The sequence below is a fragment of the Rhizomicrobium sp. genome, from assembly GCA_037200385.1.
GTDB lineage: Bacteria > Pseudomonadota > Alphaproteobacteria > Micropepsales > Micropepsaceae > Rhizomicrobium.
The window spans coordinates 3730841-3752236 of record JBBCGL010000001.1 but is presented as its reverse complement, the minus strand read 5'-3'; the positions used below and the strand labels follow the sequence as shown (position 1 = coordinate 3752236).

Sequence of the window (21396 nt, the reverse complement as noted above, 5' to 3'; positions counted from 1 at the left end):
AAGCGGCCAAGAAAGCCATTGAGAATGGGGCGGGAGCTTCTATATCTTCCTGCCATGATGTCCTTCATGCCCGACGCCGAACAGTTCGAAGCCACCCGCAAAGCCCATTTCGCGGTGACGGTGCACGATCCGTCGGATTTCGACGGCATGCGCCGCGCGGGGCGATTGGCGGCCGAGGTGCTCGACCTGCTGGTGCCGGAAGTGAAGCCCGGCGTCACAACCGAATATCTCGACAAGCTGGCCTATGACTACGTCGTGAGCCATGGCGCGGTGCCGGCCTGCCTCGGCTATCGCGGCTATCGCCACACGGTCTGCACCTCGATCAACCACGTGGTGTGCCACGGCATCCCGAACGACAAGCCGCTGCGCGATGGCGACATCATCAATATCGACGTGACGGTGATCCTGGACGGCTGGCACGGCGACACCAGCCGGATGTACCTGGTGGGCGACGTCAAGCTCAAAGCCAAGCGGCTGGTCGACATCACCTATGAATCGATGATGCGCGGCATCGCCGTGGTGAAGCCCGGCGCGACGACCGGCGATATCGGGCACGCGATCCAAAGCTATGCCGAGGGCCAGGAGCGCTGCGCGGTGGTGCGCGATTTCTGCGGCCACGGCCTGGGGCGCATCTTCCACGCGCTGCCCAACATCGTGCATTATGGCAAGCCCGGCCACGGCATCGGCCTGAAGCCGGGGATGTTCTTCACCGTCGAGCCCATGATCAATCTCGGCGGCTACGGCGTAAAGGTTCTCAACGACGGTTGGACGGCCGTGACACGCGACCGTTCGCTTTCCGCCCAATTCGAACATTCCGTGGGTGTGACCGAGAATGGCGTCGAGATCTTCACCAAGTCGCCCAAGGGCTGGGACAAGCCTCCCTACATCTGAGCCGACCGCCCTCGCGGACATGGGCCGGCTGTTCGCGCCGGCGCCGGACGCGGCGACCGCCGCGGCATCGCATCAGCTCGGCCATCGCGAGCGGCTGCGCGAACGCTTCCTCGACGGCGGCGCGGGCGCGATGCCGGACTACGAGCTGATGGAGCTGGTGCTGTTCGCGGCGATCCCGCGGCGCGACGTCAAGCCCCTGGCCAAGGACATCATCGCGCATTTCGGCAGCTTCGCGGAGGCGATCCAGGCGCCGCGGGCGCGGCTGCTGGAAGTCGAGGGGATCGGCGAGGCCGCCGTGACCCAGCTCAAGATCGTCGAGGCCGCGGCGCTGCGCCTGTCGCGCGCCGCCATGCTGAACAAGCCGGCGCTGAGCTCCTGGGCCGCCCTCATCGATTACTGCACGGCGGCGATGGCGCGCAGTCCCACCGAGGAATTCCGCGTCCTGTTCCTCGACCGCAAGAACATCCTGGTCGCGGACGAGGTACAGACCAGGGGCACCGTGGATCATGCCCCGGTCTATCCGCGGGAGATCGTCAAGCGGGCGCTCGAGCTGGGCGCGAGCGCCGTGATCCTGGTGCACAACCACCCCAGCGGCGACCCGACGCCGAGCCGTGCCGACATCGAGATGACGCGCGACGTCTGCGCCGCGGCCAAGGCGCTGAAGATCGCGGTCCACGACCACCTGGTGATCGGCCGCAGCGGGCATGCGAGCTTCAAGGCGCTTGGGCTGCTCTAACGCGGCGGCATCAGGCGTTGCGTTGCGTCCCGGTCGCCAAGAGCTGACCGGTTCCGCCGCCGCATTAATCTTCCGCCAAGCAGGCGCGGATTACAGACGAATGGCCTTGCCGGGGGGCGCTGGTATAGTTGCCCGAGATCGGGGACTTCATGCTGCGTTTCGTGCTGCGCGAGGCCGGGAGACTGGCGCTGGGATTGCTGGGCGCCGTCCTGCTGGCCGCTGCGATCTCCGGACTGGCGCGGCCGCATGCCGGCGACGGGCCGTGGCCCTTCCTGGTCGCCTGGGGACGGGCACTGGGGGGCTTCGGGCACCTGGATTTCGGACATAGCGCGATGAGCGGCGAGACGGCGGTCGCAGAACTGGCGGCGCATCTGCCGCTGACCCTCGGGCTGGTGCTGGAAGGTCTCGCCGTCGCGCTGCTGGTCGGCGTCCCGGTGGGTGTCCTGTTCGGGGCCGGTCCGGCGCGCCGCGCCGCGGCACCGCTGATCCAGGTCGTCTCGGCTGCGCCGATCTTCTGCGCAGGCCTGGCGCTGGCGTTCGTCGCCGCCAACCTGCTGCATTGGCCGGTGCCGGGCGGAACCGGCACCGCCACGGACCTCCGCCTCATCCCACACAGCGCCGGCGAAATCGAAACTTTGCTGCTTCCCGTGCTGACGGTCGGCCTCGCCGGCGCGGCGGCGGCGCAGTTGGCGCTTCGGCGGGCCGGCGCCGAAGTCGCGCGCCAGCCCTGGCATGTCCAGCTTCGCCGCATGGGGCTTTCGGCGTGGGAAGTCGAGACCGTTTACGGCGTGCCGAGAATTCTCGCGGGGCTGCTGGCCAGCCTGGGCGACGTCATGCTGGCGCTGTTCTCCGCCGCGGCGGTCGCGGAATGGGTGTTCAACTACGCCGGCGCCGCCGATCTGTTCGTGAAGTCGGTGGCGCTGCACGACTGGGCCGTCGTCGCGCCGATCCTGCTGGTGTTCGCCGCCCTGACCATGATCGCGGCCTTCATCGGCCGCTGCGCCGCCTTTCCGCTCGCCGGGGCTGCGGCATGAGCGTGAGCAGCGCGGCGCCCGCGACGCAATCGCTGCACGCCGCCCTGCGCGCGACGGGCTGGATCGGGCTTGGCCTTATCGCGGTGGCGGTGAGCCTGTCGGACTTCCTCGCCACCGCGCCGGCCAGCGCCACGGGGATCGGGCCGCTGCTCGCCGCTCCATCGATGGATTTCCGCTTCGGCACCGACATCCTGGGTCGCGACATGCTGAGCGAGACCCTGCACGGACTGAGCGCGACGGTCCGCAGCGCCTTGCCCGCAACCCTCACCGCGCTGGTCGCCGGTTCGCTGTTCGGCTTCGTCGCGGCGCGCTTGCCGCGCGGGCTGGCGCTGACCCTGCGCGGCGCGATGGGGATTTTCGCTGCGCTGCCGGCGCTCCTGCTGGCGGTGCTGGCGATCGGGCTCTCGGCGCGCGGCTGGGGCGGCATCGCCGCGGGCCTTTCCGCCGCGCCCTTCGCCTTCGTGCGCGCCTTCGAGCAGGCACGGTCGCAGGCACGCGCGACGCATTCCGAATATGCCCGCGCCACCGGGATTTCCGCCTCGACCCTGATGCGGCGCGATCTCACCTATGAATTCACCGGCACGATCCTGTCGAGCGCCGCCCGTGCGCTGGCCGCGGTCTCGATCATCCTGTCCACCGTGAGCTTCCTGGGATTCGGCGCGGTGCCGCCGCACCGCGACCTCGGCCTGATGATCGCGGCCTCCAAGCCTTATTTCCTCCACGCCTGGTGGACGGCGGCGTTTCCCGCCCTGGCGCTGACCTTGCTGATCCTGTTCGCACGCCTCGCGGCCGGCCTGGACGAAGGCGAGCGGGCATGAGCGAGGCGCGGCGCATCGTCGAAGTGTCCGAACTGGGCGTGGCGCGCGGCGGTGCCGTCGAGCTCGACAAGCTGTCGTTCCGCCTCGATGCCGGCGAGACGCTGGTGGTGCTGGGCGACGACAATAGCGGCAAGGATGCGCTGCTGCGCGTGCTGGGCGGCTATGCGCCGCGCGGCGACGAGCTTTCCGGCACAGTCCGGTTCGCCGAAGGCGCGCCCCTGCCGGCGTCGGCTCGGACGCGACCCGGCCTGCGCGTCGTCTATCTCGCCGGCGCCGAGGCGGCGCCGCTCAATCCGCATGCCAGCGTCGTCTCGCAGCTGACGCGGGTCGTCGCGCGCCGGCACGGCAGCCCGCGCGCCAGCGCGCGCGAGGAGCTGCGGCTCGCGCTGGAGCGCTTTCCCGGCGCGCCGGCTTTCGCCGAACTGAACAAGATGCCGGGCGAGATGGGCGTCATGGCGCTCAGCTGGGCGCTGCTGGCGGCGGCGATGGCGCAGGCGCCGGACCTTCTGATCGCGGACCACGCCTTCGCGGAGCTGACGCCGCGCGCGATCCGCACCATCGTGGATGCCCTGGTCGCGGAGCAGGCACGGCTGGGCTTCGCGCTGCTCTATGCGGCGCGCGGTCTTCGGACCGCGGCGCGGCTGAACAGCCGCGTGCTCGTGCTGCGCCGGGGAAAGGTCGTCGAGGAAGGTCCGTTCGCCAAGCTCGCCGGCGGCCAAAGCCATGCCTATACGCGCACGCTGTTCAAGGCGCTGCGCACGCCGGTCGAAGCGCCGCCGTCGCGCAGCGTCCGCGGCGAGCCCTTGCTGCAGGTCCAGGCTCTCGACCTGCTGGGGGCGAAAGAGCCGCGCGCGCGGGGACGCGACGGCATCTCCTTCGAGTTGCGCCGCGGCGCGGCGCTGGCGCTGATCGGCGAGGAAGGTTCTGGACGCCGGGCGCTGGTGCGCGCGCTGCTGGGTCTCGATCCGGTCGCGGGCGGCCGCGTGGTGCTCGATCAGGTCGACATGAGCATCCTGTCGGCGGCGATGACGTCGCGCCTGCGCCGCCGCATCGCCTTCATCACAGGCGCCGACGACGCGCTCGATCCGCGCATGACGCTGTGGGACACGGTGGACGAGCCGCTGCGGGCGCATCTGCGGCTGCCGCGCGAGATGGTCGCGGGGCACCGCGAGACCGCGCTCAAGCGCGTCGGCCTCGCCAGCCATGATGGGCGGCGGGCGGTGGCGACGCTTTCGCCCTTCGATAAGCGGCGGTTGCAGGTGGCACGCGCCATCGTGGGGGCGCCCTTCCTCGCGGTGATCGACGAACCGTTGCGGGGGCTGGACGCCTTTGCCCAGTCGATCCTGATCGAATTGCTGGAATCCTTGCGGCGACAGGAAGGGCCCGCCTTCCTGGTGATCACCGCCGATATGAGCGTGGCGCAGGCGCTGGCCGACGACGGGATGGTGTTCAAGGACCGCCGGGTGGTGGAGCGCGGGCCGCTGCGCGACATCCTCAAGAATCCCAAGGATGCGGAGACCCGCGCGCTGATTGAGGCGGCCGCCCCCGGGGCGTATAAGGCGGCGTAACAAACCGGTCGCAAGATGATCCCCCGCTATTCCCGCCCGCAGATGGTTTCGCTCTGGTCGGACGAAACCAAATACCGCATCCATTTCGAGATCGAGGCGCATGCCGCCGACGCGCTCGCCGAACTGGGCGTGATCCCCAAGGACGCCGCCGCCGAGATCTGGAAGAAGGGCAATGCCGCAACCATCGATCCCGACCGCATCGTCGAGATCGAGAAGGAGACGCGGCACGAGACCATCGCGTTCACCACGCATCTCGCCGAGCTGATCGGGCCGGCGGCGCGATTCGTGCACCAGGGCATGACGTCGTCGGACGTGCTCGACACCACGACGGCGGTGCAGCTGGCGCGGGCGACGGACATCCTGATCGGCGATGTCGATCTGCTGCTGGCGGCGCTGAAGACGCGGGCGCTGGAGCACAAGTACACGCCGACCATCGGGCGCAGCCACGGCATCCATGGCGAGCCGACGACGTTCGGCCTGAAGCTCGCGGGCTATTATGCCGAGTTCACCCGCAACCGGGCGCGCCTGGTGACGGCGCGCGCGGAAGTCGCGACGGCCATGATCTCCGGCGCGATGGGAACGTTCGCCAATGTCGATCCGCGCGTCGAGGCGCATGTCGCGGGCAAGCTCGGCCTCGAGGTCGAGACCATGTCGACGCAAGTGATCCCGCGCGACCGCCATGCGGCCTATTTCGCGGCGCTGGCCGTGGTGGCGAGCTCGCTTGAGCGGCTGGCGACCGAGGTGCGGCACCTGCAGCGCACCGAGGTGCTGGAGGCGCAGGAATTCTTCGCGGAAGGGCAGAAAGGCTCCTCCGCCATGCCGCACAAGCGCAATCCGATCCTGAGCGAAAACGTCGTAGGCCTGGCGCGCGTCATCCGATCCTATGCGATACCGGCGTTCGAGAACGTGGCGCTGTGGCATGAGCGGGACATGTCGCATTCCTCGGTCGAGCGGTTCATCGCGCCGGACGCGACCATCACGCTGGACTTCGCGCTGGTGCGCATGGCGGGGATCATCGACAAGCTCCTGATCCGCGCCGACCGGATGCGGAAGAATCTGGAATCCACGCAAGGCATCATCCATTCGCAGCGCGCCTTGCTGGCGCTCACCCAGGCCGGCATCGAGCGCGAGGCCGCGTACAAGCTGGTGCAGGGCCATGCGATGCGCGCCTGGGCGGGCGAGGGCACGCTGCTGGAGCTTCTGAAGGCGGATCCGAACGTGGCGAGCGTGGTGCCGGCCGCGGCACTCGAGGCGATGTTCGACCTCGACTACCATACCAAGCATGTCGACACGATCTTCGCGCGGGTTTTCGGCGCATGATCTCGGCCCGCCTCGCCTATCGCATCAGCCTGGGCGGCGGCATCGTCGTGCTTCTTCTGGCGCTGTTCGCGCTGTTCCAGGCACCGCTCGTCCCCTGCGGCGGCCTGGCGAAGGGCTATGCGCCGGTGATCGGCGAGGAACTGGCGCGCAACCTCGCCGACCTGCGCGCGATCTTCGGGGGCGGGCCTAGCGCCTGCCGCAATGCGCTGGCGGCGCAGATCAACGCGATCACCTGGATCGACAGCCTGGTCTTCATTCCCGCCTATGGCGTGTTCCTGCTGTTCTTCTTCCTCGCCATGGTGCCGCGCGACGACCGCTCGGCGCTGATCGGCTTCCTGCTCTCGGCGCTGGCGCTGCTCGGCGACTATGTCGAGAATGTCTGCCTGTTCCAGATCACGGCGGCGCCCGACATGATGGGCTTTTCGCTGGCGGTGCTGCCCTGGGCCACCGGACTGAAATGGCTGACGCTGGGATTGGGCGCCGCGGTGGGCGGGACGATCCTGATCCGGACGGGCCGGCTCAACTATCCGGCGGCGGCACTGTGCGGCCTGGCCTTCCTCGGAACGGTGCTCGGCATCGCCAATCCGCGCCTGTTCGGACCGTTCATCTCCAATGCCGTGACGCTGGCCTGGGTGGTGTTCCTGATCGTCGATATCCGCGGCGCGCTGGGCAGTGGCTCAGCCGTGGCGCAGCTTGAAGTAGAGAATGGTGCCGGATAGCAGGAAGGTCGCGCCATTGGCCGCGATCAGCGGCACATCGCCGATGATGGCGCCATAGATCAGCCAGAGAAAGATGCCCGTCGTGAACACGGCGAACATGGGCAGCGACAAATCCTTGGTCGAGCGCGTCCGCCAAGTCTGGATGACCTGCGGCAGGAACGCAACCGTCGTGCAGAATGCCGCAGCAAGGCCGATGAGGGTAACGGGATCCATGCCGCAGCCGTCTTCGATTCGGCGTCTACCCTACCCTCTCGTCGGCGGTGGGTCGAAGCTCAAGCCGCGCGCAGCTTGTAGCGCACCGGCAGCGTCTTCAGGCCGCTCACGAAGGTCGACTGCACGCGCTTGGACTCACCGGTCATCTCAATGCTGTCGAGGCGCGCCAGGAGCTCCTTGAAGAAGGCCCGGATCTCCATCTTGGCGAGATGCTGGCCGAGGCACAGATGGGCGCCGTAGCCGAAAGCGACATGCCGGTTGTTCTCGCGATCGACGCGGAATTCGTCGGCATCGGGCCACACATCCTCGTCGCGATTGCCCGAGATATAGAGCAGCTGCACGGCCTGGCCCTTCTCGATCGTCTTGCCGCGCAGCGTATAGGCCTCGCCCATATTGGTGCGCATGAAATGCTGTACCGGCGTGACCCAGCGGATGATCTCGTCCACCGCGCCGCCCAGCAGCTCCGGATTGGCCTGGAGCTTGGCCAGCTGGTCGGGGTTCTCGATCAGCGCGCGCAGCCCGCCCGCGATGGACGAGCTCGTCGTGTCATGGCCCGCCGTCGCGACGATGATGTAATAGGACGCGGTCTCGACCGGTCCGAGCGGGCAGCCATTGACCTGACCGTTGGCGATGACGGTGGCAAGATCTTCGCCCGGGCATTTGCGCCGCTCCTCCGTCACGGTGTTGAAATAGGCGAAGAAGTCGGCGATCACATTGGTGTTGGGATCGCGCTCCTTGCGCTGCATGTCGGGGTCGCCGCCGCCGAACAATTCCTGGGTCAGCTGCAGCATGCGGGGCTCGTCGCTCTCCGGCACGCCCATGATCGACATGATGACATGCAGCGGATAGTAGACCGCGATGTCCTTGGCGAAGTCGCATTCCGAGCCCATCGCCTGCATCTTGTCGACATAGCGCTTGGCGAGCTCGGCGGTGCGCGTCTCCAGGTTCTTGCGCAGGTTCGGCGGCATGAACCAGGCCTGCGTCAGGCCGCGATAGGCGCGATGGTCGGCGCCATCCATGTCGATCAGCGTGCGCAGCGGCGAGACGCGGCCGGTCTTGGGATCGGGGCCGCCCCACATCGCCGCGAGGTCGTGCTCGGCCTGCCGGTTCATCAGCACCGAGCGCGGCTCGTTCTGGAACTGGTCGTTGAGCTTCTCGATCTCGAGGATGTCGGCATGCTTGGTGAGCGACCAGAAGGGACGGTAGCCTTCCGGCTGGGTCCAGTGGACGGGATCGTTCTTGCGCAGCTCGGCCAGCAGGCCGTGGATCTTCGCTTCGTCGCCATAGGTGACGTTCGAAACCAGCGCGTTGTCGAGCTCGGCGGTCATCGCATCCTCGCGGAAAATCGGTGCCGCTAACTGCGCCGATTTCCGTGGGGGAAGTCAATTCGGCAGCGCGAAGGCCATCACCGTGTCGCCGCGTTTGGTCCCAAGCTTGGAATGGCCGCCGGCGGCGATCACCACATATTGGCGGCCTTTCCACACATAGGTCATCGGCGTCGCCTGTCCGCCGGCCGGGAGGCGGCCCTTCCACAGTTCCGCGCCGCTTTTCGCATCGAAGGCACGCAGGTAGTCGTCCATCGTCGCGCCGATGAAGACGAGGCCGCCGGCGGTCGCCATCGGGCCGCCGAGATTGGGCGTGCCGGTCTTGCCCAGCAGATATTCGCTGAACGGCGCGAGGTCTTCGGTGCTGCCCAGCGGCACCGACCACAGGATCCGGCCGGTATGCATGTCGATGGCATGCAGCTGGCCCCAGGGCGGCGGATTACATGGCAGGCCGAGCGGCGACACCAGCGTCTCGCGTTTCATGCCGAAAGGCGCCCCTTCATTGGGCGAGACCTCCTTGTCGAAGAACCGCTCGCGAGCCTCGGCGAAATCCTTCTGGCGGATCAGCGTCACCAGATGCATCGCGCTCGATGTGTTGACGTAGACGACGTCGCGCGCCGCGTCGAAGGCGAGGCCGCCCCAGTTCGTCCCGCCGCCGGTGAAGGGATAAAGGATCGTGCCTTGCGTGCTCGGCGGCGTGTAGAGCCCGTCATGGCGCACGGCCGCGATCATCGCGCGACACTTGCCGCGATCCCAGAAGGTGAGGCCGAAGGCATCGTCCGGTGTGATGCGGTTGGGCGCCAGCGGCCCCGGCGCGACGGGAAAGGGCTGGGTCGGCGAAAGCGTTTCGCCCGGCGCGCCACCTTGCGGGACCTTGCGCTCCACCACGGGGATGAGCGGCACGCCGGTCTCGCGGTTCAGGGTGAAGAGGAGGCCCTGCTTGGTCGGCTGCAGCACCGCCGGCGCCGTGTTGCCGCGATAGGTCACCGTGCCCAGCGTCGGCTGGGCGGGAATGTCGTAATCCCAGACGTCGTGATGCGTGGTCTGGAACGACCACGCCACCGTGCCGTCGGCGATGTGCAGCGCGACGACGGAATTCGCATATTTGCCGCTGCCCGCGCGCAAGCCGCCGAAGAAGTCGGGACTGGCGCTGGAGACCGGCAGGACGACCAGGCCGCGCCCCTCATCCACGCTCATCGGCGCCCAGACATTGGCGGCGCCGCCGCGGATATGCGCATTGGCGAGCGGATCGAAGGCCCAGCGTTGCGCACCGCTCACCGCGTCATAGGCGTGGACGGTGCCGCGCAGCTCGTCGACCTTCTGGTTGTCGTCGATCGCGGAACCGACGACCACCACGCCATGGCTGACCACCGGCGCGGAGGTGGTGTGAATGCGGCCGAAGCGCCTGGTCTTGCCCTCGCGCACCGCGCCTTCGCCGATCACCACCGTTCCGTCCTTGCCGAAATTCGCGCAGGGCCTGCCGGTGCGCGCGTCGAGCGCGATCAGGCGGCGGTCGGCGGTGTTGAGGTAGATGCGCGTGGCGCAAGCGGTGCCAGCCCTGGCCAGATTGGACGCAAAGGCGACGCCACGGCAGACATAGTCGTTGGGATAGCGGATGGCCGTGTCGAGCTTCGGGTCGAAGCGCCAGAGCAGCGCACCCGATCCGGGATCGAGCGCGCTCACTTCGTTGAACGGCGAGCACACATAGAGCCGGCCCTCTGCGAGGATCGGCGTGTTCTCGAACGAGGCGCGCTCGATGACGTCGCCATGGGTCGCGAGATCGCCGGTGGAGTAGCGCCAGGCTTCCGCCAGCCCGCCGACATTGGCCGGCGTGATCTGGCGCGCCGGCGAAAAGCGCTGGCCGCCGGGATCGCCACCATAGGTCGGCCAGCCGGGGTCCTTGCCATGCGCCAAGCCCGGCAGGAGGAAAAGGACGGCGGCGGCCGCCCCGAAGATGACATTGCGCATTTTGTCCCTCCGGTCTGGAGCCCGGCGCCCTATATTGCGGCAATGGCTGAGCCTGGCTCCGACACGCTCCAATCTGGTTCGCGCCCTCTTTCGGTGAAAGAGGGCTGGGGCGGAATGCGCCGAATCGGTGATATCTGGCAGAGGCTTGGGACGAACGGCGCGCGCTCCGGGACGAGCGGCTCAGGCTGGCGAACCTTCCTCTACGCCGCCGCACCGATCGGGGTGCTCGTTGCCCTGATCAACACCCTCAACATCATCACCACGCTTCACAATGCGCCGCGTTATGGCCTGCTCGCCCCGGTGGTCTGGGAGGGTTCGAGCTGGATATCGCTGATGGCGTTCCTCTGGATCCCCTGGACCGCCTTCCGGCTGGCACCCCTGACCGAGCGGCCCTATTGGCGCGCCGCCCTGGTGCATCCGGCTGGCGCCGTGCTGTTCGCGCTCGCGCATGTCCTGGGCTTCATCGCGCTGCGCAAGCTCGCCTACGCGGCGGCCGGGCAAAGCTATGTGTTCGGCGCCTTCGGGCCCAATTTTCTCTATGAGTTCAGCAAGGATGGTCTGGGTTACATCCTGATGATCGGAGGCTTCACGCTCATCGCGCGGCTCTTGCAGACGCCGCGAACCGCAAACGACACGACCTTCACGATCCGCGACGGCGCGCGGATCGTGCGCATCCCCATCGACGACATCCTGGCGGCCAGCTCGGCGGGCAATTATGTCGAGTTCGCGCTGCGCGACGGACGCAAGCCGCTGATGCGCTCCCCCTTGAGCGCCATCGAATCGGAGCTCGCGCCACATGGCTTCGTGCGGGTGCACCGCTCCTGGCTGGTCAATCCAGCGCGGATGACGGGCCTGACGCCGAATGGGAGCGGCGATTACACGGTGGAACTGGGCGCGCTCAGCGTGCCGCTGTCCCGCCGCTTTCCTGGGGCGCTGGCGAGACTGCGGGCGGCTTAGCGCTCTACTTCCCCTCGCCCTGGACCTGTTCGGCGGCGGTCTCCAGCAGGTCGAGCATCTTGTGGCGAATCACCTGGTCGGCGATCTGCGGGCCGAGGTCCTTGCGCAGCTTGCGGAAGACGTCCTCGTCGCCCGCTTCCTCGAAATCGGCCGCAATCACCTCCTTGGCGTAGGCGGCAGCCTCGTCGGCGCTCTTGCCCATCTCGCCGGCCGCCCACAGGCCCAGCAGCTTGTTGCGGCGGGCCATGATCTTGAACTGCATGTCGGCGTCATGCGCCCATTTGGCCTCGAAGCCCTTGCGGCGATCATCGAACGAGCCACTCATCTCTTAACCTCTTGAATATAAATCGTTAAATCGCCATCTGGCGGCATCCTGGGCGCCCATCAGCGTAAGCTTGTGGACAGCGCATGGATAGGGGCGTATGCGCGCTTTCGCAACGTTGCCGCTAAGGCGTGCGCTGGCTATTTTGCCGCTTCTGACGGGGCGGCGGGCAGGCTCCCGATTCGCGTCTACGGCGACGATCTAAGGACAACACGATGAAGCGCCGGCGCATGATTTATGAAGGCAAGGCCAAGATCCTCTATGAGGGGCCCGAGCCCGGCACGCTGATCCAGTATTTCAAGGACGACACCACCGCGTTCGACGCCACCAAGAAGGCGGTGCTGGACGGCAAGGGCGTGCTGAACAACCGGATCAGCGAATACCTGATGACGCAGCTCAACGCGATCGGGGTGCCGACGCATTTCGTCCGCCGCATCAACATGCGCGAGCAGCTCATCAAGGAAGTCGAGATCATCCCGCTCGAGGTGATCGTGCGCAATATCGCGGCCGGCTCGATGTCCAAGCGGCTGGGGATCGAGGAGGGCACGGTGCTGCCGCGCTCGATCATCGAATATTGCTACAAGAACGACGCACTGCACGATCCGCTGGTCAGCGAGGAGCACATCACCGCATTCGGCTGGGCCAGCCCGCAGGACCTCGACGACATCGTCAACCTCACCATCCGGATCAACGATTTCCTCTCCGGCCTGTTTCTCGGCGTCGGCATCAAGCTGGTCGACTTCAAGGTCGAGTTCGGCCGGCTGTGGGAGAACGACTATATGCGCATCGTCCTGGCGGACGAGATCAGCCCGGATTCGTGCCGCCTGTGGGACGTGACGACCAACGACAAGATGGACAAGGATCGCTTCCGCCGCGACCTCGGCGGCGTGGTCGAGGCCTATTCGGAAGTCGCCCGCCGGCTCGGCATCATGCCCGAATCGACCCAGGGCGAGAGCAAGGGACCGCAGCTAGTCCGATGAGAGCGCGCGTATTCGTGACGTTGAAGACCGGCGTCCTCGACCCGCAGGGCAAGGCGATCGGCCACGCGCTGAACGGGCTCGGCTTCGGCGCGGTCGGCGAGGTGCGGCAGGGCAAGGTGATCGACATCGACCTGGCCGAGACCGACGAGACGAAGGCGCGCAGCGACCTCAGGGCGATGTGCGAGAAGCTTCTGGCCAACACCGTGATCGAGAAATACGAGATCGAGATCCCATAGGAGATCGCCATGCGTCATCGGATCGTCATCGCGCTCGCGGCAATTCTGCTGTCGCCGCCGGCCTGGGCGGCGGAGGACGGTTCGGCGGCCGTCTGCAGCAAGAACGGCGCGACGGCCGATGCGGGCGACCTGGACGTCGCCCGCGGCATCCTGAAGACCACGCATGCGACGGACAACGTCGTGACGGCGATCGACGCGATGATGCCGCCGATGATGGACCTGATCCACAGGGCGGCGCCGCAGATACCCGACAACGCGATGGCCGACCTGAAAAACGCGCTGCATGACGAGATGATCAAGCAGCTTCCGGACCTGATGAACGCGGAAGCGTGCATCTACGTCCAACACTTCTCGCATGACGAGCTGCAGCAGCTGGCCGCGTTCTACGCCGGGCCGCTGGGCAGCAAACTGCTGTCGGAGAACCCTGCGATCCTCAAAGAGAACATCGCGATCGGCCAGGCCTGGGGCCAGCGCGCCGCCACCACCGCCGTGCAGCACATCATCGCGAAATACCGCAAGGACGGCAACAAAACGTGAAATCCGCCGTCGTCGTTTTTCCAGCTTCCAATTGCGACCGCGACGCGGCCGTCGCCTTGAAACAGATGACGGGCAAGGACCCCCACATGGTCTGGCACCAGGACGCCGACCTGCCGGAGGTCGATCTCGTCGTGCTGCCAGGCGGATTCTCCTATGGCGATTATCTGCGCTGCGGCGCGATGGCGAGCCAGTCGGCGGTGATGCGCGCGGTGAAGGCGCATGCGGAGCGCGGCGGTGCGGTTCTGGGGATCTGCAACGGCTTCCAGGTGCTGACTGAGAGCCATCTGCTGCCGGGCGCGCTGATACGCAATGCCGATCTCAAATTCGTTTGCCGGCCGGTGGCGCTGGCGGTCGAGGAGACGCAGTCGACCTTCACGCGCAAATACGAGAAGGGCCAACGCCTCTCCTTCCCCGTGGCGCATGGCGAGGGCAATTTCGTCGCCGATGCGGAGACGCTGGACCGGCTGGAGGGCGAAGGCCGCGTCGTGTTCCGCTATACCGAGGGCGACAATCCGAACGGCTCGGCGCGCAACATCGCGGGCATCCTCAGCGAGAAGCGCAACGTGCTGGGCCTGATGCCGCATCCCGAGCGCGTGGTCGATCCGCTGCTGGGCGGGACGGATGGGCGTGCGCTGTTCGAGAGCCTGATCGAGACCTTGTCGTGAGTTTCCTGGCATGACCGAGATCACGCCGCAGCTCGTTGCGGAACACGGCCTCACGGACGAGGAATACGGTCGCATCAAGCGGCTGATGAATCGCGAACCGAGCTTCGTCGAGCTCGGCATCTTCTCGGTGATGTGGTCCGAGCACTGCTCGTATAAATCCACCCGCATCCACCTGGCCAAACTTCCCACCAAGGCGGCCTGGGTGATCCAGGGGCCGGGCGAGAATGCCGGGGTGATCGACATCGGCGACGGCGATGCCTGCATCTTCAAGATGGAGAGCCACAACCATCCGAGCTTCATCGAGCCCTACCAGGGCGCGGCGACCGGCGTGGGCGGCATCATGCGCGACGTCTTCACCATGGGCGCGCGGCCGATCGCGATGATGAACGCGCTGCGCTTCGGCGAGCCGGCGCATCCCAAGACCCGGCATCTGGTGAGCGGCGTGGTGAGCGGCATCGGCGGCTATGGCAATTGCATGGGCGTGCCGACGGTCGGCGGCGAGGTGAATTTCCACAAGAGCTACAACGGCAACATCCTGGTCAACGCGATGTGCGTCGGCCTGGCACGGACCGACAAGATATTCCTCTCCGCCGCCAAGGGCGCGGGCAATCCGGTGGTCTATATCGGCTCCAAGACCGGACGCGACGGCATCCATGGCGCCACGATGGCGAGCGCGGAGTTCGACGATGCGTCGGAGGAGAAGCGGCCCACCGTGCAGGTCGGCGACCCCTTCACCGAGAAGCTGCTGCTGGAAGCCTGCCTCGAGCTGATGGCAACGGACGCGATCATCGCGATCCAGGACATGGGCGCGGCGGGTCTCACCTCCTCCTCGGCCGAAATGGCGGACAAGGGCGGCAGCGGCATCGAGCTCGATCTCGATCATGTGCCGCAGCGCGAGGCCAATATGACCGCCTACGACATGATGCTGTCGGAGAGCCAGGAACGCATGCTGGCCGTGCTCAAGCCGGGGCGCGAGGCCGAGGCCGAACGCATCTTCAAGAAGTGGGAGCTCGATTTCGCGGTGATCGGCGTGACCACCGACACCGGGCGGCTGGTCGTCAAGCACAAGGGCGCGGTCGTCGCCGATATGCCGGTGACCGCGCTGTCGGACGAAGCGCCGAAATATGAGCGGCCGTGGCGCGAGCCGGCCGCGGCCACCGGTTCGCCGGCGTTCGACGCGTCGCGGCCGGTGTTCGAATCGCTCAAGACCATCCTGGCGGCGCCCGACATGTGCTCGCGGCGCTGGGTGTGGGAGCAGTACGACCACACGGTGATGGCCGACACGGTGCAGCACCCGGGCGGCGACGCCGCCGTGGTGCGGGTGCACGGCACCAACAAGGGCCTCGCCATCACCACCGACGTGACGCCGCGCTATTGCTTCGCCGATCCCTTCGAGGGTGCCAAGCAGGCCGTGGCGGAGGCGTGGCGCAACCTCACCGCGGTAGGCGCCAAGCCGCTGGCGGTGACCGACAACCTCAACTTCGGCAACCCGCAGAAGCCCGAGATCATGGGCCAGATCGTGCGCGGCATCGACGGGATCGGCGAGGCCTGCCGGGCGCTCGACTTCCCGGTGATCGGCGGCAATTGCTCGCTCTACAACGAGACCAATGGCGAAGGCATCCTGCCGACGCCGGCGATCGGCGGCGTGGGCCTGATGCGCGATGTGAGCAAGATGGCGACCGTCGCCTTCAAGCGGCCCGGCGACGTGATCATGCTGGTCGGCGAGACCAAGGGCCACCTCGGCCAGTCGATCTATCTGCGCGAGATCGAAGGGCGCGAGGACGGCGCCGCGCCGCCGGTGCATCTGCCGAGCGAGCGGCGCAATGGCGACTTCGTGCGCCTGCTGATCGAGGCGGGCGGGATCGACACCGTGCACGACGTGTCGGATGGCGGCCTCCTGGTCGCGCTGGCCGAGATGGCGATGGCGGGCGGCATCGGCGCGAATATCGCGCTACCGGCGGGAAGCGCGCCGATCCCCTTCCTGTTCGGCGAGGACCAAGCGCGCTATGTCGTGGCCATGCCGTCCGCACTGGCGATGCGGGTGGGCGAAACGGCGCGCAATCACGGTGTGCCGCATGTCCTGATCGGCTGCACCGCGCCCGGCAAGCTGCTGGTCGAGGGGGTTGGCGAGGTCGCGCTACCCGACCTCAAGCGCGCGCATGAAGACTGGTTTCCGCGTTACATGGGCGGCGAAGAGCTGCCGCCGAGGAATTGAACGATGGCGATGAAGGCCGCAGAGATCGAGACGTTCATCAAAGAGGCGTTCCCCGACGCGGAGGTCACGATCACCGACCTCGCCGGCGACGACAACCATTGGGCCGCAGTGGTGACTTCGGCCGCGTTCCAGGGCAAAAGCCGGGTGCAGCAGCACCAGATGGTGTATGCCGCGCTGAAGGGTAATATGGGTGGCGTGCTGCATGCGCTGCAGCTCACCACGCAAGTGAAATAGTAAAATCAAATAGCACCCGGCTGAGTTGCCGGCCTTTCCGATGGAGGTCGCCATGCTCTCGCGTGTTCTTCTGGCTTTTTCTCTTCTCGTCGCAAGCGGCATCGGCGCAGCCGCCGTGCCGGCCCGCATCATCATCTTGCGCCATGGCGAGAAGCAGGACGGCTTCGCGCTCTGCAGCGTCGGGGTGCAGCGCTCGCTGGCGCTGTCGACGCAATATCTCGGCAAGGGCGCGGCGGACTCGCTGTTCGCAAGCGGCGAGACGCCGGCCGCCTTCGTGACCATCACCCTGCACACGCTCGAACTCGCAAGCCCGGCGGCCCAGACCTGGAGCCTGCCGCAGAGCCTGTATTCGGCCGTGCCGATCTCCGGCAGCCCGCTCGGCGATTCCACCGCCGTTCTCAATATGCGGACACAGGAGGCGGTTGCCGACGTGCTCACCAACCCGCTCTACAACGGCAAGACCGTCGTCATGATCTGGGAGCACAAGCACATCGCGAACAAGAAGCTCGAAGCCGCCTATCCGGGCCAGAAGATCACATTGCGCCAGCTCCTCGGTCTCGACGCGCTCGGCAGCCAGGTGCCCGACACGTGGAAGGGCGACAATTACGATTACTTCTGGATCGTGACCTATGGCACCGCCGGCTCGCCGGTGCCGACCGCCTTCACGGCACAGAAGCAGCACTTCACCGCCTCGGCTTATGCCGCCGTGCCGCACAATGACTGGGGCAAGAAAGAGAAGCTGCCGGCGAATTCGGGCTGCAAGTCCTAGACGACGTCGCCCCAGTCGGCCTTGCGGACGCCGGCAAAAGCTCCGGCGTCGCGCTTGGCGACGAAGCGTGCTTGCAGTCCGTTCGGCGTGCAGAGCTTCAGTTCGATGCCGGGCTTGGTCGCGTGCGGCGGTGCCAGGACGCGCGCAAGGCCGTCGAACGCCGAGCGGCGCGTGCGGCTGACCGCGACCCAGGCATAGCGCTCGTCTTCATAGGGAACGCTGGCGCTTTTCGCCTGCATATGGTCGCGCGAGCGCGGCAGGCGCTGCGAGAAGTGGCACCAGTCCGGCGCCACCATCGGGCAGGCATTCGCATGCGTGCAGGGACCAAGGACGTGCGCGCCCTGTCCGATCAGCACTGCGCGCGCGGCGCGAATGCGTTCGAAGCCTTGCGGCGTTCCGGGTTCGATCAGGACCAGGACGTCTCGCGCGGCCGCAAAGAGCTTCTCGACGACCGGCACCTGCGACGCTTGCGCGATCTCGGCGAGGACGAAGCTCGCGAGCACCAGGTCGGCTTTCGGCAATTCGTCCCGCGTGAGGTCGCGGGCGAGGAAAGCGGCATCGCGCGACGGCGCCAGCTTGCGCGCGAGATCGAGGAAATGCGCGTTGGAATCCGTCAGCGTGAACGCGGTCAGCGCCGGCCAGGTCTCATGTGCCGCCCAGCTCGCCGTCGCAGGCCCGGCCCCCACGTCGAGCAGCGAGACCGGTGCAAAGTCCGGGACGGCGGCATGGATTTGCGCCAGTGCCGCAGCCGCCACGGCATAGGTCGCGGGCAGCCGCGCGATGAGATAGGCCAGCGTTTCCGCGGCACCGGTGACTGCGGCGGCGGAACTGCGGCCGCTGCGGTAATGCCCGGAAATCGCCTGCGCATGCCCGGCCAGAGCCTTGCGCGAGACGCCCTCGAGCAGCGCATCGGCGGCGGCTTTGAACGGCGGCGGAAGCGCGGGATTCACGCTATCGCGCACGTAGTATGATGCGCCGCGGGCGACCGAACCTTGACGCCTTGCGGTGCCGGGCATACATGGAAATCGTCCTATCATCGCGAGGGCGCCACGCGGCGCGACACAACATGACCGACATCCGCACGCGCATCGATGAAGAAGTCAAAGGCAACCCCGTGGTGCTGTTCATGAAAGGCACCCCCGTCTTCCCGCAATGCGGCTTTTCCGCCGCGGTGGTGCAGATACTTTCGCATCTGGGCGTGAAGTTCAAAGCGATCGACGTGCTGAAGGATCCGGAGATCCGCCAGGGCATCAAGGAATATTCCGAGTGGCCGACCATTCCGCAGCTCTACGTCAAGGGCGAATTCGTCGGCGGCGCCGACATCCTGCGCGAGATGTTCGAGAATGACGAGCTCGCGGCGTATTTCGCCGAGCACGGCATCGCGCTCGAGAACGCCTGATCAGGCGTAGCCGGAACTCTTCAGGACATCTCGCAAAGGCCGGCGCGGCGAAAGCGGCGCCGGCTTTTCCGCGTAGCCCAGGCGAAAGATGAAGGTCGGCTGCCAGCCCGGCGCGTTCGCCATCCGCACCAGCGCATCCTGATAGCTATCGCGGCGGCCGAGCATCGCAGCGCGGTCGACGCACTCGACCGGCTGATTGAGCGGCTGGGCCGCAAGGCCCAGATGGGTCGCGGCGAGATGCAGGCGCTGCCAGACGCGGCCGGCGGCGATCGCCTGCGCCATCTCCAGCCGGTCCTTCACCAGGATCACGCCCAGCACCGGCGCGTGGACCTGCGTGTCGCGCGTGGCGGCAAGCCAATACCGGTCCTGCGATGCGGCGCTCAGGTCGGGGGCGAGCTTGGCGAACATCACGGTCGCGGGCGACAAGCCGGCGGCGTCGACGGTGACGCCGTCGCGATGCGCCGCGACCTCGCGGCGGCCGGTGCGGACCCAGCGCGCACTGTCGGCGGACATTTGCGGATCGGCGATGATGCGCTGGGTCGCATCGACGATCAGCGCGCCCAAATCCCGGCGGGCGGCCGGATCGATCACGAACGCGAGGCGCACCGGATCGGCCGCGGCGAGATCGGCAAGACCGCGCAACGCTTCCGCCGCGATGGGCTTGTCCCGATAGAAGCCGCGATGGGTGTGGCGGTCGGGAATCGCCTCATAGAGCAGGTCGCGTCCGGGCGCGCCGGGATCAAGCGTGATGTGCGCCGCGATGGTCGGCACATCCGGCGGCGACGCGGCCAGCCGGCCCGCGACCGGGCGTACATAGGGCGTAAAGCCATAAACGCCGGCGGCGCGCACGAGATTCTCGATCGCGGCGCCCAGGCCCAGATGCATCTCGCGGCGGAACGGATCGAAGCTGCCGAGATTGCGGGCGCGGTCGGCATAGACGGTGATGGACTCGTCGCCGACCTCGAACAGCCAGGGCTGGGTGTCGTGCGGACTGGCGGCGAGGATCGCCGCATTCAGCGGGCGCGCGACGCCATCGACCACGCTGCCGCGCCAGCGGCCCCAAGGCGCATAGGCGTCACCGCCCGGCGCCGCGAACACGCCGCGATCCCAGATGCGGTAGCCGAGGCCCGCAACCAGCGCCGCGCCGGCACCGCCGGCGATCATCGTCCTGCGCGAAACCATCCCCGCCTCCGCCGTTCCCAAGGCAGAGATAGTAGCGCGTATCCGGGGCGGAAGAGCGGCGGATTCAACGAAACCGTGGCGCCGCCGAACGCGGATGAATGGCCTCAGGCACCGAAGTGCCTGGCCCAGACCGGGGCAATGGCGGGACGCGCCGCAAGCCCCGCGGCGATGCCCGAGAGCTTGGGGATGTGCCCCTGCTCCAGCCAGTCGCGCCCGATGCTGCCGCGCCAGCGCGTGAACATCGAGGCGTAGATGTCGAGGATCGAAAAGCCCGAGGACAGAAACCACGGGCCATCCGCGAAGCGCTCGACGATCAGCAGGCGCTCGCGGATGCGGGCGCGCGCCTTGGCGCGCAAGGCCTCGGCGTCGGTGCCGTCCGGCGTGAAGCGCTCCGGATAGTCGGAGATCTCGACCATGGGATAGATCTCCGACGCCATGAAGGCGAGCCAGCGATAGGCTTGGGCCCGCGCGGCGCTGGCCTGCGGCGGCAGGAGGCGCGCATTGGGGAAATGATCGGCGATCGCCAGGAGGATCGCGGCCGATTCGGTGACGATCTCGCCCTCGGGAAGGCGCAGGGCGGGGATCTTCCCGCTCGGATTGATGCTGAGGAATTCGGGCTTCTTCTGCTCGTGCTTCTCCAGCGAGACCGGATAGAACTCGTAGGGCGCGCCGGCCTCCGCCAGCACCGCTTCCGCCGAGAACGCGCCCGAGCCCTTGTCGCCGAAAATCGTATAGGTCATGCCGGCAAGCTAAGACCGCAGGCGCCGATTACAAGGCAAAAGACCGCAGAACGGACCTGCGGCCTTTTCCATCGGCGGCATGGGGTTTACCGCGCCTTCGCCTGGTCCTTGGGCGTCTGTCCGATCGACCAGCTCACGCCGAAGGGATCGCGCAACCGGCCGTAGAGATCGCCCCAGAACTGCTTGCTCACCGGCATCAGGACGGTCGCGCCGGCCGCGACCGCGCGCCTGAACCAGGCGTCGATATCGTCGACCTGCAGATGCAGGGTGAAGGCGGCGGGTGTTTGTGCCGGATGGCCGTGCTCCGGGAACGGGTCGCTGAGCATGAGCGAATTGCCATTGAGCACGAGATGGCAGTGGATCAGCCGGCCATCGGCGGCGCCGGGCATGCGCGCGATCTCGTCCGCGCCGAAGGCCCGCTTGTAGAAGTCGGCGGCTTTGCCGGCGCCGTCGAGGTTGAGATAGGGCACGATGCCACCGCGCAAGGCGGCGGCGGAGTTCTGGCCGAGTTCGGTATCCATGCAGGTCTCCTTGCGGTCGCGACGCTTGCCGCTTCACGGGCGAAGGA

General features: G+C 67.3%; 24 protein-coding genes. 16 read left to right on the top strand and 8 right to left on the bottom strand.

Features of this window, described 5'->3' with window-relative positions; translation table 11 throughout:
* The first annotated feature begins 66 nt into the window (after window positions 1-66).
* The 7 genes from map (at window position 67) to WDM91_17940 (ending at window position 7086) form a co-directional block, all read left to right on the top strand.
* Window positions 67-891 (top strand): type I methionyl aminopeptidase, encoded by an 825-nt coding sequence (map, locus tag WDM91_17970; GenBank protein ID MEI9996489.1) that lies wholly within the window; start codon window positions 67-69, stop codon window positions 889-891.
* A gap of 19 nt (window positions 892-910) precedes the next feature.
* Window positions 911-1627, top strand: coding sequence for a DNA repair protein RadC (gene radC / locus WDM91_17965; protein MEI9996488.1), 717 nt, complete (start codon window positions 911-913; stop codon window positions 1625-1627).
* A gap of 128 nt (window positions 1628-1755) precedes the next feature.
* Window positions 1756-2661 carry an ABC transporter permease subunit gene (locus tag WDM91_17960; GenBank protein ID MEI9996487.1) on the top strand — a complete coding sequence of 302 codons (906 nt, stop codon included), beginning with the start codon at window positions 1756-1758 and terminating at the stop codon, window positions 2659-2661.
* Window positions 2658-3479, top strand: coding sequence for an ABC transporter permease subunit (locus WDM91_17955; GenBank protein ID MEI9996486.1), 822 nt, complete (start codon window positions 2658-2660; stop codon window positions 3477-3479). The genes WDM91_17960 and WDM91_17955 overlap by 4 nt, the downstream gene beginning before the upstream one ends.
* A complete protein-coding gene (locus WDM91_17950) occupies window positions 3476-5047 on the top strand; it encodes an ATP-binding cassette domain-containing protein (protein MEI9996485.1) in 1572 nt (523 codons plus the stop codon). The genes WDM91_17955 and WDM91_17950 overlap by 4 nt, the downstream gene beginning before the upstream one ends.
* 15 nt (window positions 5048-5062) lie before the next feature.
* On the top strand, window positions 5063-6367 hold the full coding sequence (gene purB / locus WDM91_17945) for an adenylosuccinate lyase (GenBank protein MEI9996484.1): 1305 nt from the start codon (window positions 5063-5065) through the stop codon (window positions 6365-6367).
* Window positions 6364-7086, top strand: a complete 723-nt coding sequence (locus WDM91_17940) for a hypothetical protein (protein ID MEI9996483.1) — start codon at window positions 6364-6366, stop codon at window positions 7084-7086. Before purB ends, WDM91_17940 begins: the two co-directional genes overlap by 4 nt.
* Here the strand turns inward: WDM91_17940 and WDM91_17935 are convergent.
* The 3 genes from WDM91_17935 to WDM91_17925 are packed head-to-tail and all read right to left on the bottom strand — an operon-like array spanning window position 7045 to window position 10592.
* The gene (locus tag WDM91_17935) at window positions 7045-7299 is read right to left on the bottom strand and encodes a SemiSWEET transporter (protein ID MEI9996482.1); all 255 of its coding nucleotides are present in this window, start codon (window positions 7297-7299) and stop codon (window positions 7045-7047) included. The genes WDM91_17940 and WDM91_17935 overlap by 42 nt on opposite strands.
* Before the next feature lie 59 nt (window positions 7300-7358).
* The gene (locus WDM91_17930) at window positions 7359-8627 is read right to left on the bottom strand and encodes a cytochrome P450 (GenBank protein MEI9996481.1); all 1269 of its coding nucleotides are present in this window, start codon (window positions 8625-8627) and stop codon (window positions 7359-7361) included.
* A 54-nt stretch (window positions 8628-8681) separates the two neighbouring features.
* Entirely contained in the window at window positions 8682-10592 is a 1911-nt protein-coding gene (locus tag WDM91_17925; GenBank protein MEI9996480.1) for a pyrroloquinoline quinone-dependent dehydrogenase, read from the bottom strand.
* Window positions 10593-10706: 114 nt separating this feature from the next.
* On the opposite strand from WDM91_17925, the gene WDM91_17920 reads away from it, so the two are divergent.
* On the top strand, window positions 10707-11549 hold the full coding sequence (locus WDM91_17920) for a LytTR family DNA-binding domain-containing protein (protein ID MEI9996479.1): 843 nt from the start codon (window positions 10707-10709) through the stop codon (window positions 11547-11549).
* A gap of 4 nt (window positions 11550-11553) precedes the next feature.
* Here the strand turns inward: WDM91_17920 and WDM91_17915 are convergent, their stop codons facing one another.
* Window positions 11554-11874, bottom strand: coding sequence for a DUF1476 domain-containing protein (locus tag WDM91_17915; GenBank protein MEI9996478.1), 321 nt, complete (start codon window positions 11872-11874; stop codon window positions 11554-11556).
* Between the two features lie 212 nt (window positions 11875-12086).
* Here WDM91_17915 and purC point away from each other — a divergent pair, with 212 nt between their 5' ends.
* Genes purC through WDM91_17880 form a run of 7 tightly spaced genes read left to right on the top strand, consistent with a single transcriptional unit; the run spans window position 12087 to window position 17507 of the window.
* Complete coding sequence (gene purC, locus WDM91_17910; GenBank protein ID MEI9996477.1) at window positions 12087-12851, top strand: phosphoribosylaminoimidazolesuccinocarboxamide synthase; 765 nt, start codon at window positions 12087-12089, stop codon at window positions 12849-12851.
* On the top strand, window positions 12848-13087 hold the full coding sequence (gene purS, locus WDM91_17905; GenBank protein MEI9996476.1) for a phosphoribosylformylglycinamidine synthase subunit PurS: 240 nt from the start codon (window positions 12848-12850) through the stop codon (window positions 13085-13087). Before purC ends, purS begins: the two co-directional genes overlap by 4 nt.
* A 9-nt stretch (window positions 13088-13096) precedes the next feature.
* Window positions 13097-13624, top strand: a complete 528-nt coding sequence (locus WDM91_17900) for a DUF2059 domain-containing protein (protein ID MEI9996475.1) — start codon at window positions 13097-13099, stop codon at window positions 13622-13624.
* A complete protein-coding gene (gene purQ / locus WDM91_17895; protein MEI9996474.1) occupies window positions 13621-14289 on the top strand; it encodes a phosphoribosylformylglycinamidine synthase subunit PurQ in 669 nt (222 codons plus the stop codon). The genes WDM91_17900 and purQ overlap by 4 nt, the downstream gene beginning before the upstream one ends.
* A gap of 10 nt (window positions 14290-14299) precedes the next feature.
* Entirely contained in the window at window positions 14300-16504 is a 2205-nt protein-coding gene (purL, locus tag WDM91_17890) for a phosphoribosylformylglycinamidine synthase subunit PurL (GenBank protein ID MEI9996473.1), read from the top strand.
* Between the two features lie 3 nt (window positions 16505-16507).
* Window positions 16508-16738, top strand: a complete 231-nt coding sequence (locus tag WDM91_17885; GenBank protein MEI9996472.1) for a BolA family transcriptional regulator — start codon at window positions 16508-16510, stop codon at window positions 16736-16738.
* A gap of 52 nt (window positions 16739-16790) precedes the next feature.
* Entirely contained in the window at window positions 16791-17507 is a 717-nt protein-coding gene (locus tag WDM91_17880) for a hypothetical protein (GenBank protein ID MEI9996471.1), read from the top strand.
* Here the strand turns inward: WDM91_17880 and WDM91_17875 are convergent.
* Complete coding sequence (locus WDM91_17875; GenBank protein MEI9996470.1) at window positions 17504-18457, bottom strand: small ribosomal subunit Rsm22 family protein; 954 nt, start codon at window positions 18455-18457, stop codon at window positions 17504-17506. The two genes, WDM91_17880 and WDM91_17875, sit on opposite strands and share 4 nt — an antisense overlap.
* 116 nt (window positions 18458-18573) lie before the next feature.
* Here WDM91_17875 and grxD point away from each other — a divergent pair, with 116 nt between their 5' ends.
* Window positions 18574-18906, top strand: a complete 333-nt coding sequence (grxD, locus tag WDM91_17870; protein MEI9996469.1) for a Grx4 family monothiol glutaredoxin — start codon at window positions 18574-18576, stop codon at window positions 18904-18906.
* Here grxD and WDM91_17865 read toward each other — a convergent pair whose 3' ends face one another.
* The 3 genes from WDM91_17865 to WDM91_17855 form a co-directional block, all read right to left on the bottom strand.
* A complete protein-coding gene (locus WDM91_17865; protein ID MEI9996468.1) occupies window positions 18907-20088 on the bottom strand; it encodes a nitroreductase family protein in 1182 nt (393 codons plus the stop codon).
* A 104-nt stretch (window positions 20089-20192) separates the two neighbouring features.
* A complete protein-coding gene (locus tag WDM91_17860) occupies window positions 20193-20828 on the bottom strand; it encodes a glutathione S-transferase family protein (protein ID MEI9996467.1) in 636 nt (211 codons plus the stop codon).
* Between the two features lie 86 nt (window positions 20829-20914).
* Window positions 20915-21349, bottom strand: a complete 435-nt coding sequence (locus WDM91_17855; protein ID MEI9996466.1) for a glyoxalase/bleomycin resistance/extradiol dioxygenase family protein — start codon at window positions 21347-21349, stop codon at window positions 20915-20917.
* Window positions 21350-21396: the final 47 nt, after the last annotated feature.

Excerpts from the sequence above, each read along its gene's own strand:
- map (MEI9996489.1), top strand. The coding sequence starts at position 67 with ATGCCCGACGCCGAACAGTTCGAAGCCACCCGCAAAGCCCATTTCGCG.
- radC (MEI9996488.1), top strand. The coding sequence starts at position 911 with ATGGGCCGGCTGTTCGCGCCGGCGCCGGACGCGGCGACCGCCGCGGCA.
- WDM91_17955 (MEI9996486.1), top strand. The coding sequence starts at position 2,658 with ATGAGCGTGAGCAGCGCGGCGCCCGCGACGCAATCGCTGCACGCCGCC.
- WDM91_17950 (MEI9996485.1), top strand. The coding sequence starts at position 3,476 with ATGAGCGAGGCGCGGCGCATCGTCGAAGTGTCCGAACTGGGCGTGGCG.
- purB (MEI9996484.1), top strand. The coding sequence starts at position 5,063 with ATGATCCCCCGCTATTCCCGCCCGCAGATGGTTTCGCTCTGGTCGGAC.
- WDM91_17940 (MEI9996483.1), top strand. The coding sequence starts at position 6,364 with ATGATCTCGGCCCGCCTCGCCTATCGCATCAGCCTGGGCGGCGGCATC.
- WDM91_17935 (MEI9996482.1), bottom strand. The coding sequence starts at position 7,299 with ATGGATCCCGTTACCCTCATCGGCCTTGCTGCGGCATTCTGCACGACG.
- WDM91_17930 (MEI9996481.1), bottom strand. The coding sequence starts at position 8,627 with ATGACCGCCGAGCTCGACAACGCGCTGGTTTCGAACGTCACCTATGGC.
- WDM91_17925 (MEI9996480.1), bottom strand. The coding sequence starts at position 10,592 with ATGCGCAATGTCATCTTCGGGGCGGCCGCCGCCGTCCTTTTCCTCCTG.
- WDM91_17920 (MEI9996479.1), top strand. The coding sequence starts at position 10,707 with ATGCGCCGAATCGGTGATATCTGGCAGAGGCTTGGGACGAACGGCGCG.
- WDM91_17915 (MEI9996478.1), bottom strand. The coding sequence starts at position 11,874 with ATGAGTGGCTCGTTCGATGATCGCCGCAAGGGCTTCGAGGCCAAATGG.
- purC (MEI9996477.1), top strand. The coding sequence starts at position 12,087 with ATGAAGCGCCGGCGCATGATTTATGAAGGCAAGGCCAAGATCCTCTAT.
- purS (MEI9996476.1), top strand. The coding sequence starts at position 12,848 with ATGAGAGCGCGCGTATTCGTGACGTTGAAGACCGGCGTCCTCGACCCG.
- WDM91_17900 (MEI9996475.1), top strand. The coding sequence starts at position 13,097 with ATGCGTCATCGGATCGTCATCGCGCTCGCGGCAATTCTGCTGTCGCCG.
- purL (MEI9996473.1), top strand. The coding sequence starts at position 14,300 with ATGACCGAGATCACGCCGCAGCTCGTTGCGGAACACGGCCTCACGGAC.
- WDM91_17885 (MEI9996472.1), top strand. The coding sequence starts at position 16,508 with ATGGCGATGAAGGCCGCAGAGATCGAGACGTTCATCAAAGAGGCGTTC.
- WDM91_17880 (MEI9996471.1), top strand. The coding sequence starts at position 16,791 with ATGCTCTCGCGTGTTCTTCTGGCTTTTTCTCTTCTCGTCGCAAGCGGC.
- grxD (MEI9996469.1), top strand. The coding sequence starts at position 18,574 with ATGACCGACATCCGCACGCGCATCGATGAAGAAGTCAAAGGCAACCCC.
- WDM91_17865 (MEI9996468.1), bottom strand. The coding sequence starts at position 20,088 with ATGGTTTCGCGCAGGACGATGATCGCCGGCGGTGCCGGCGCGGCGCTG.
- WDM91_17860 (MEI9996467.1), bottom strand. The coding sequence starts at position 20,828 with ATGACCTATACGATTTTCGGCGACAAGGGCTCGGGCGCGTTCTCGGCG.
- WDM91_17855 (MEI9996466.1), bottom strand. The coding sequence starts at position 21,349 with ATGGATACCGAACTCGGCCAGAACTCCGCCGCCGCCTTGCGCGGTGGC.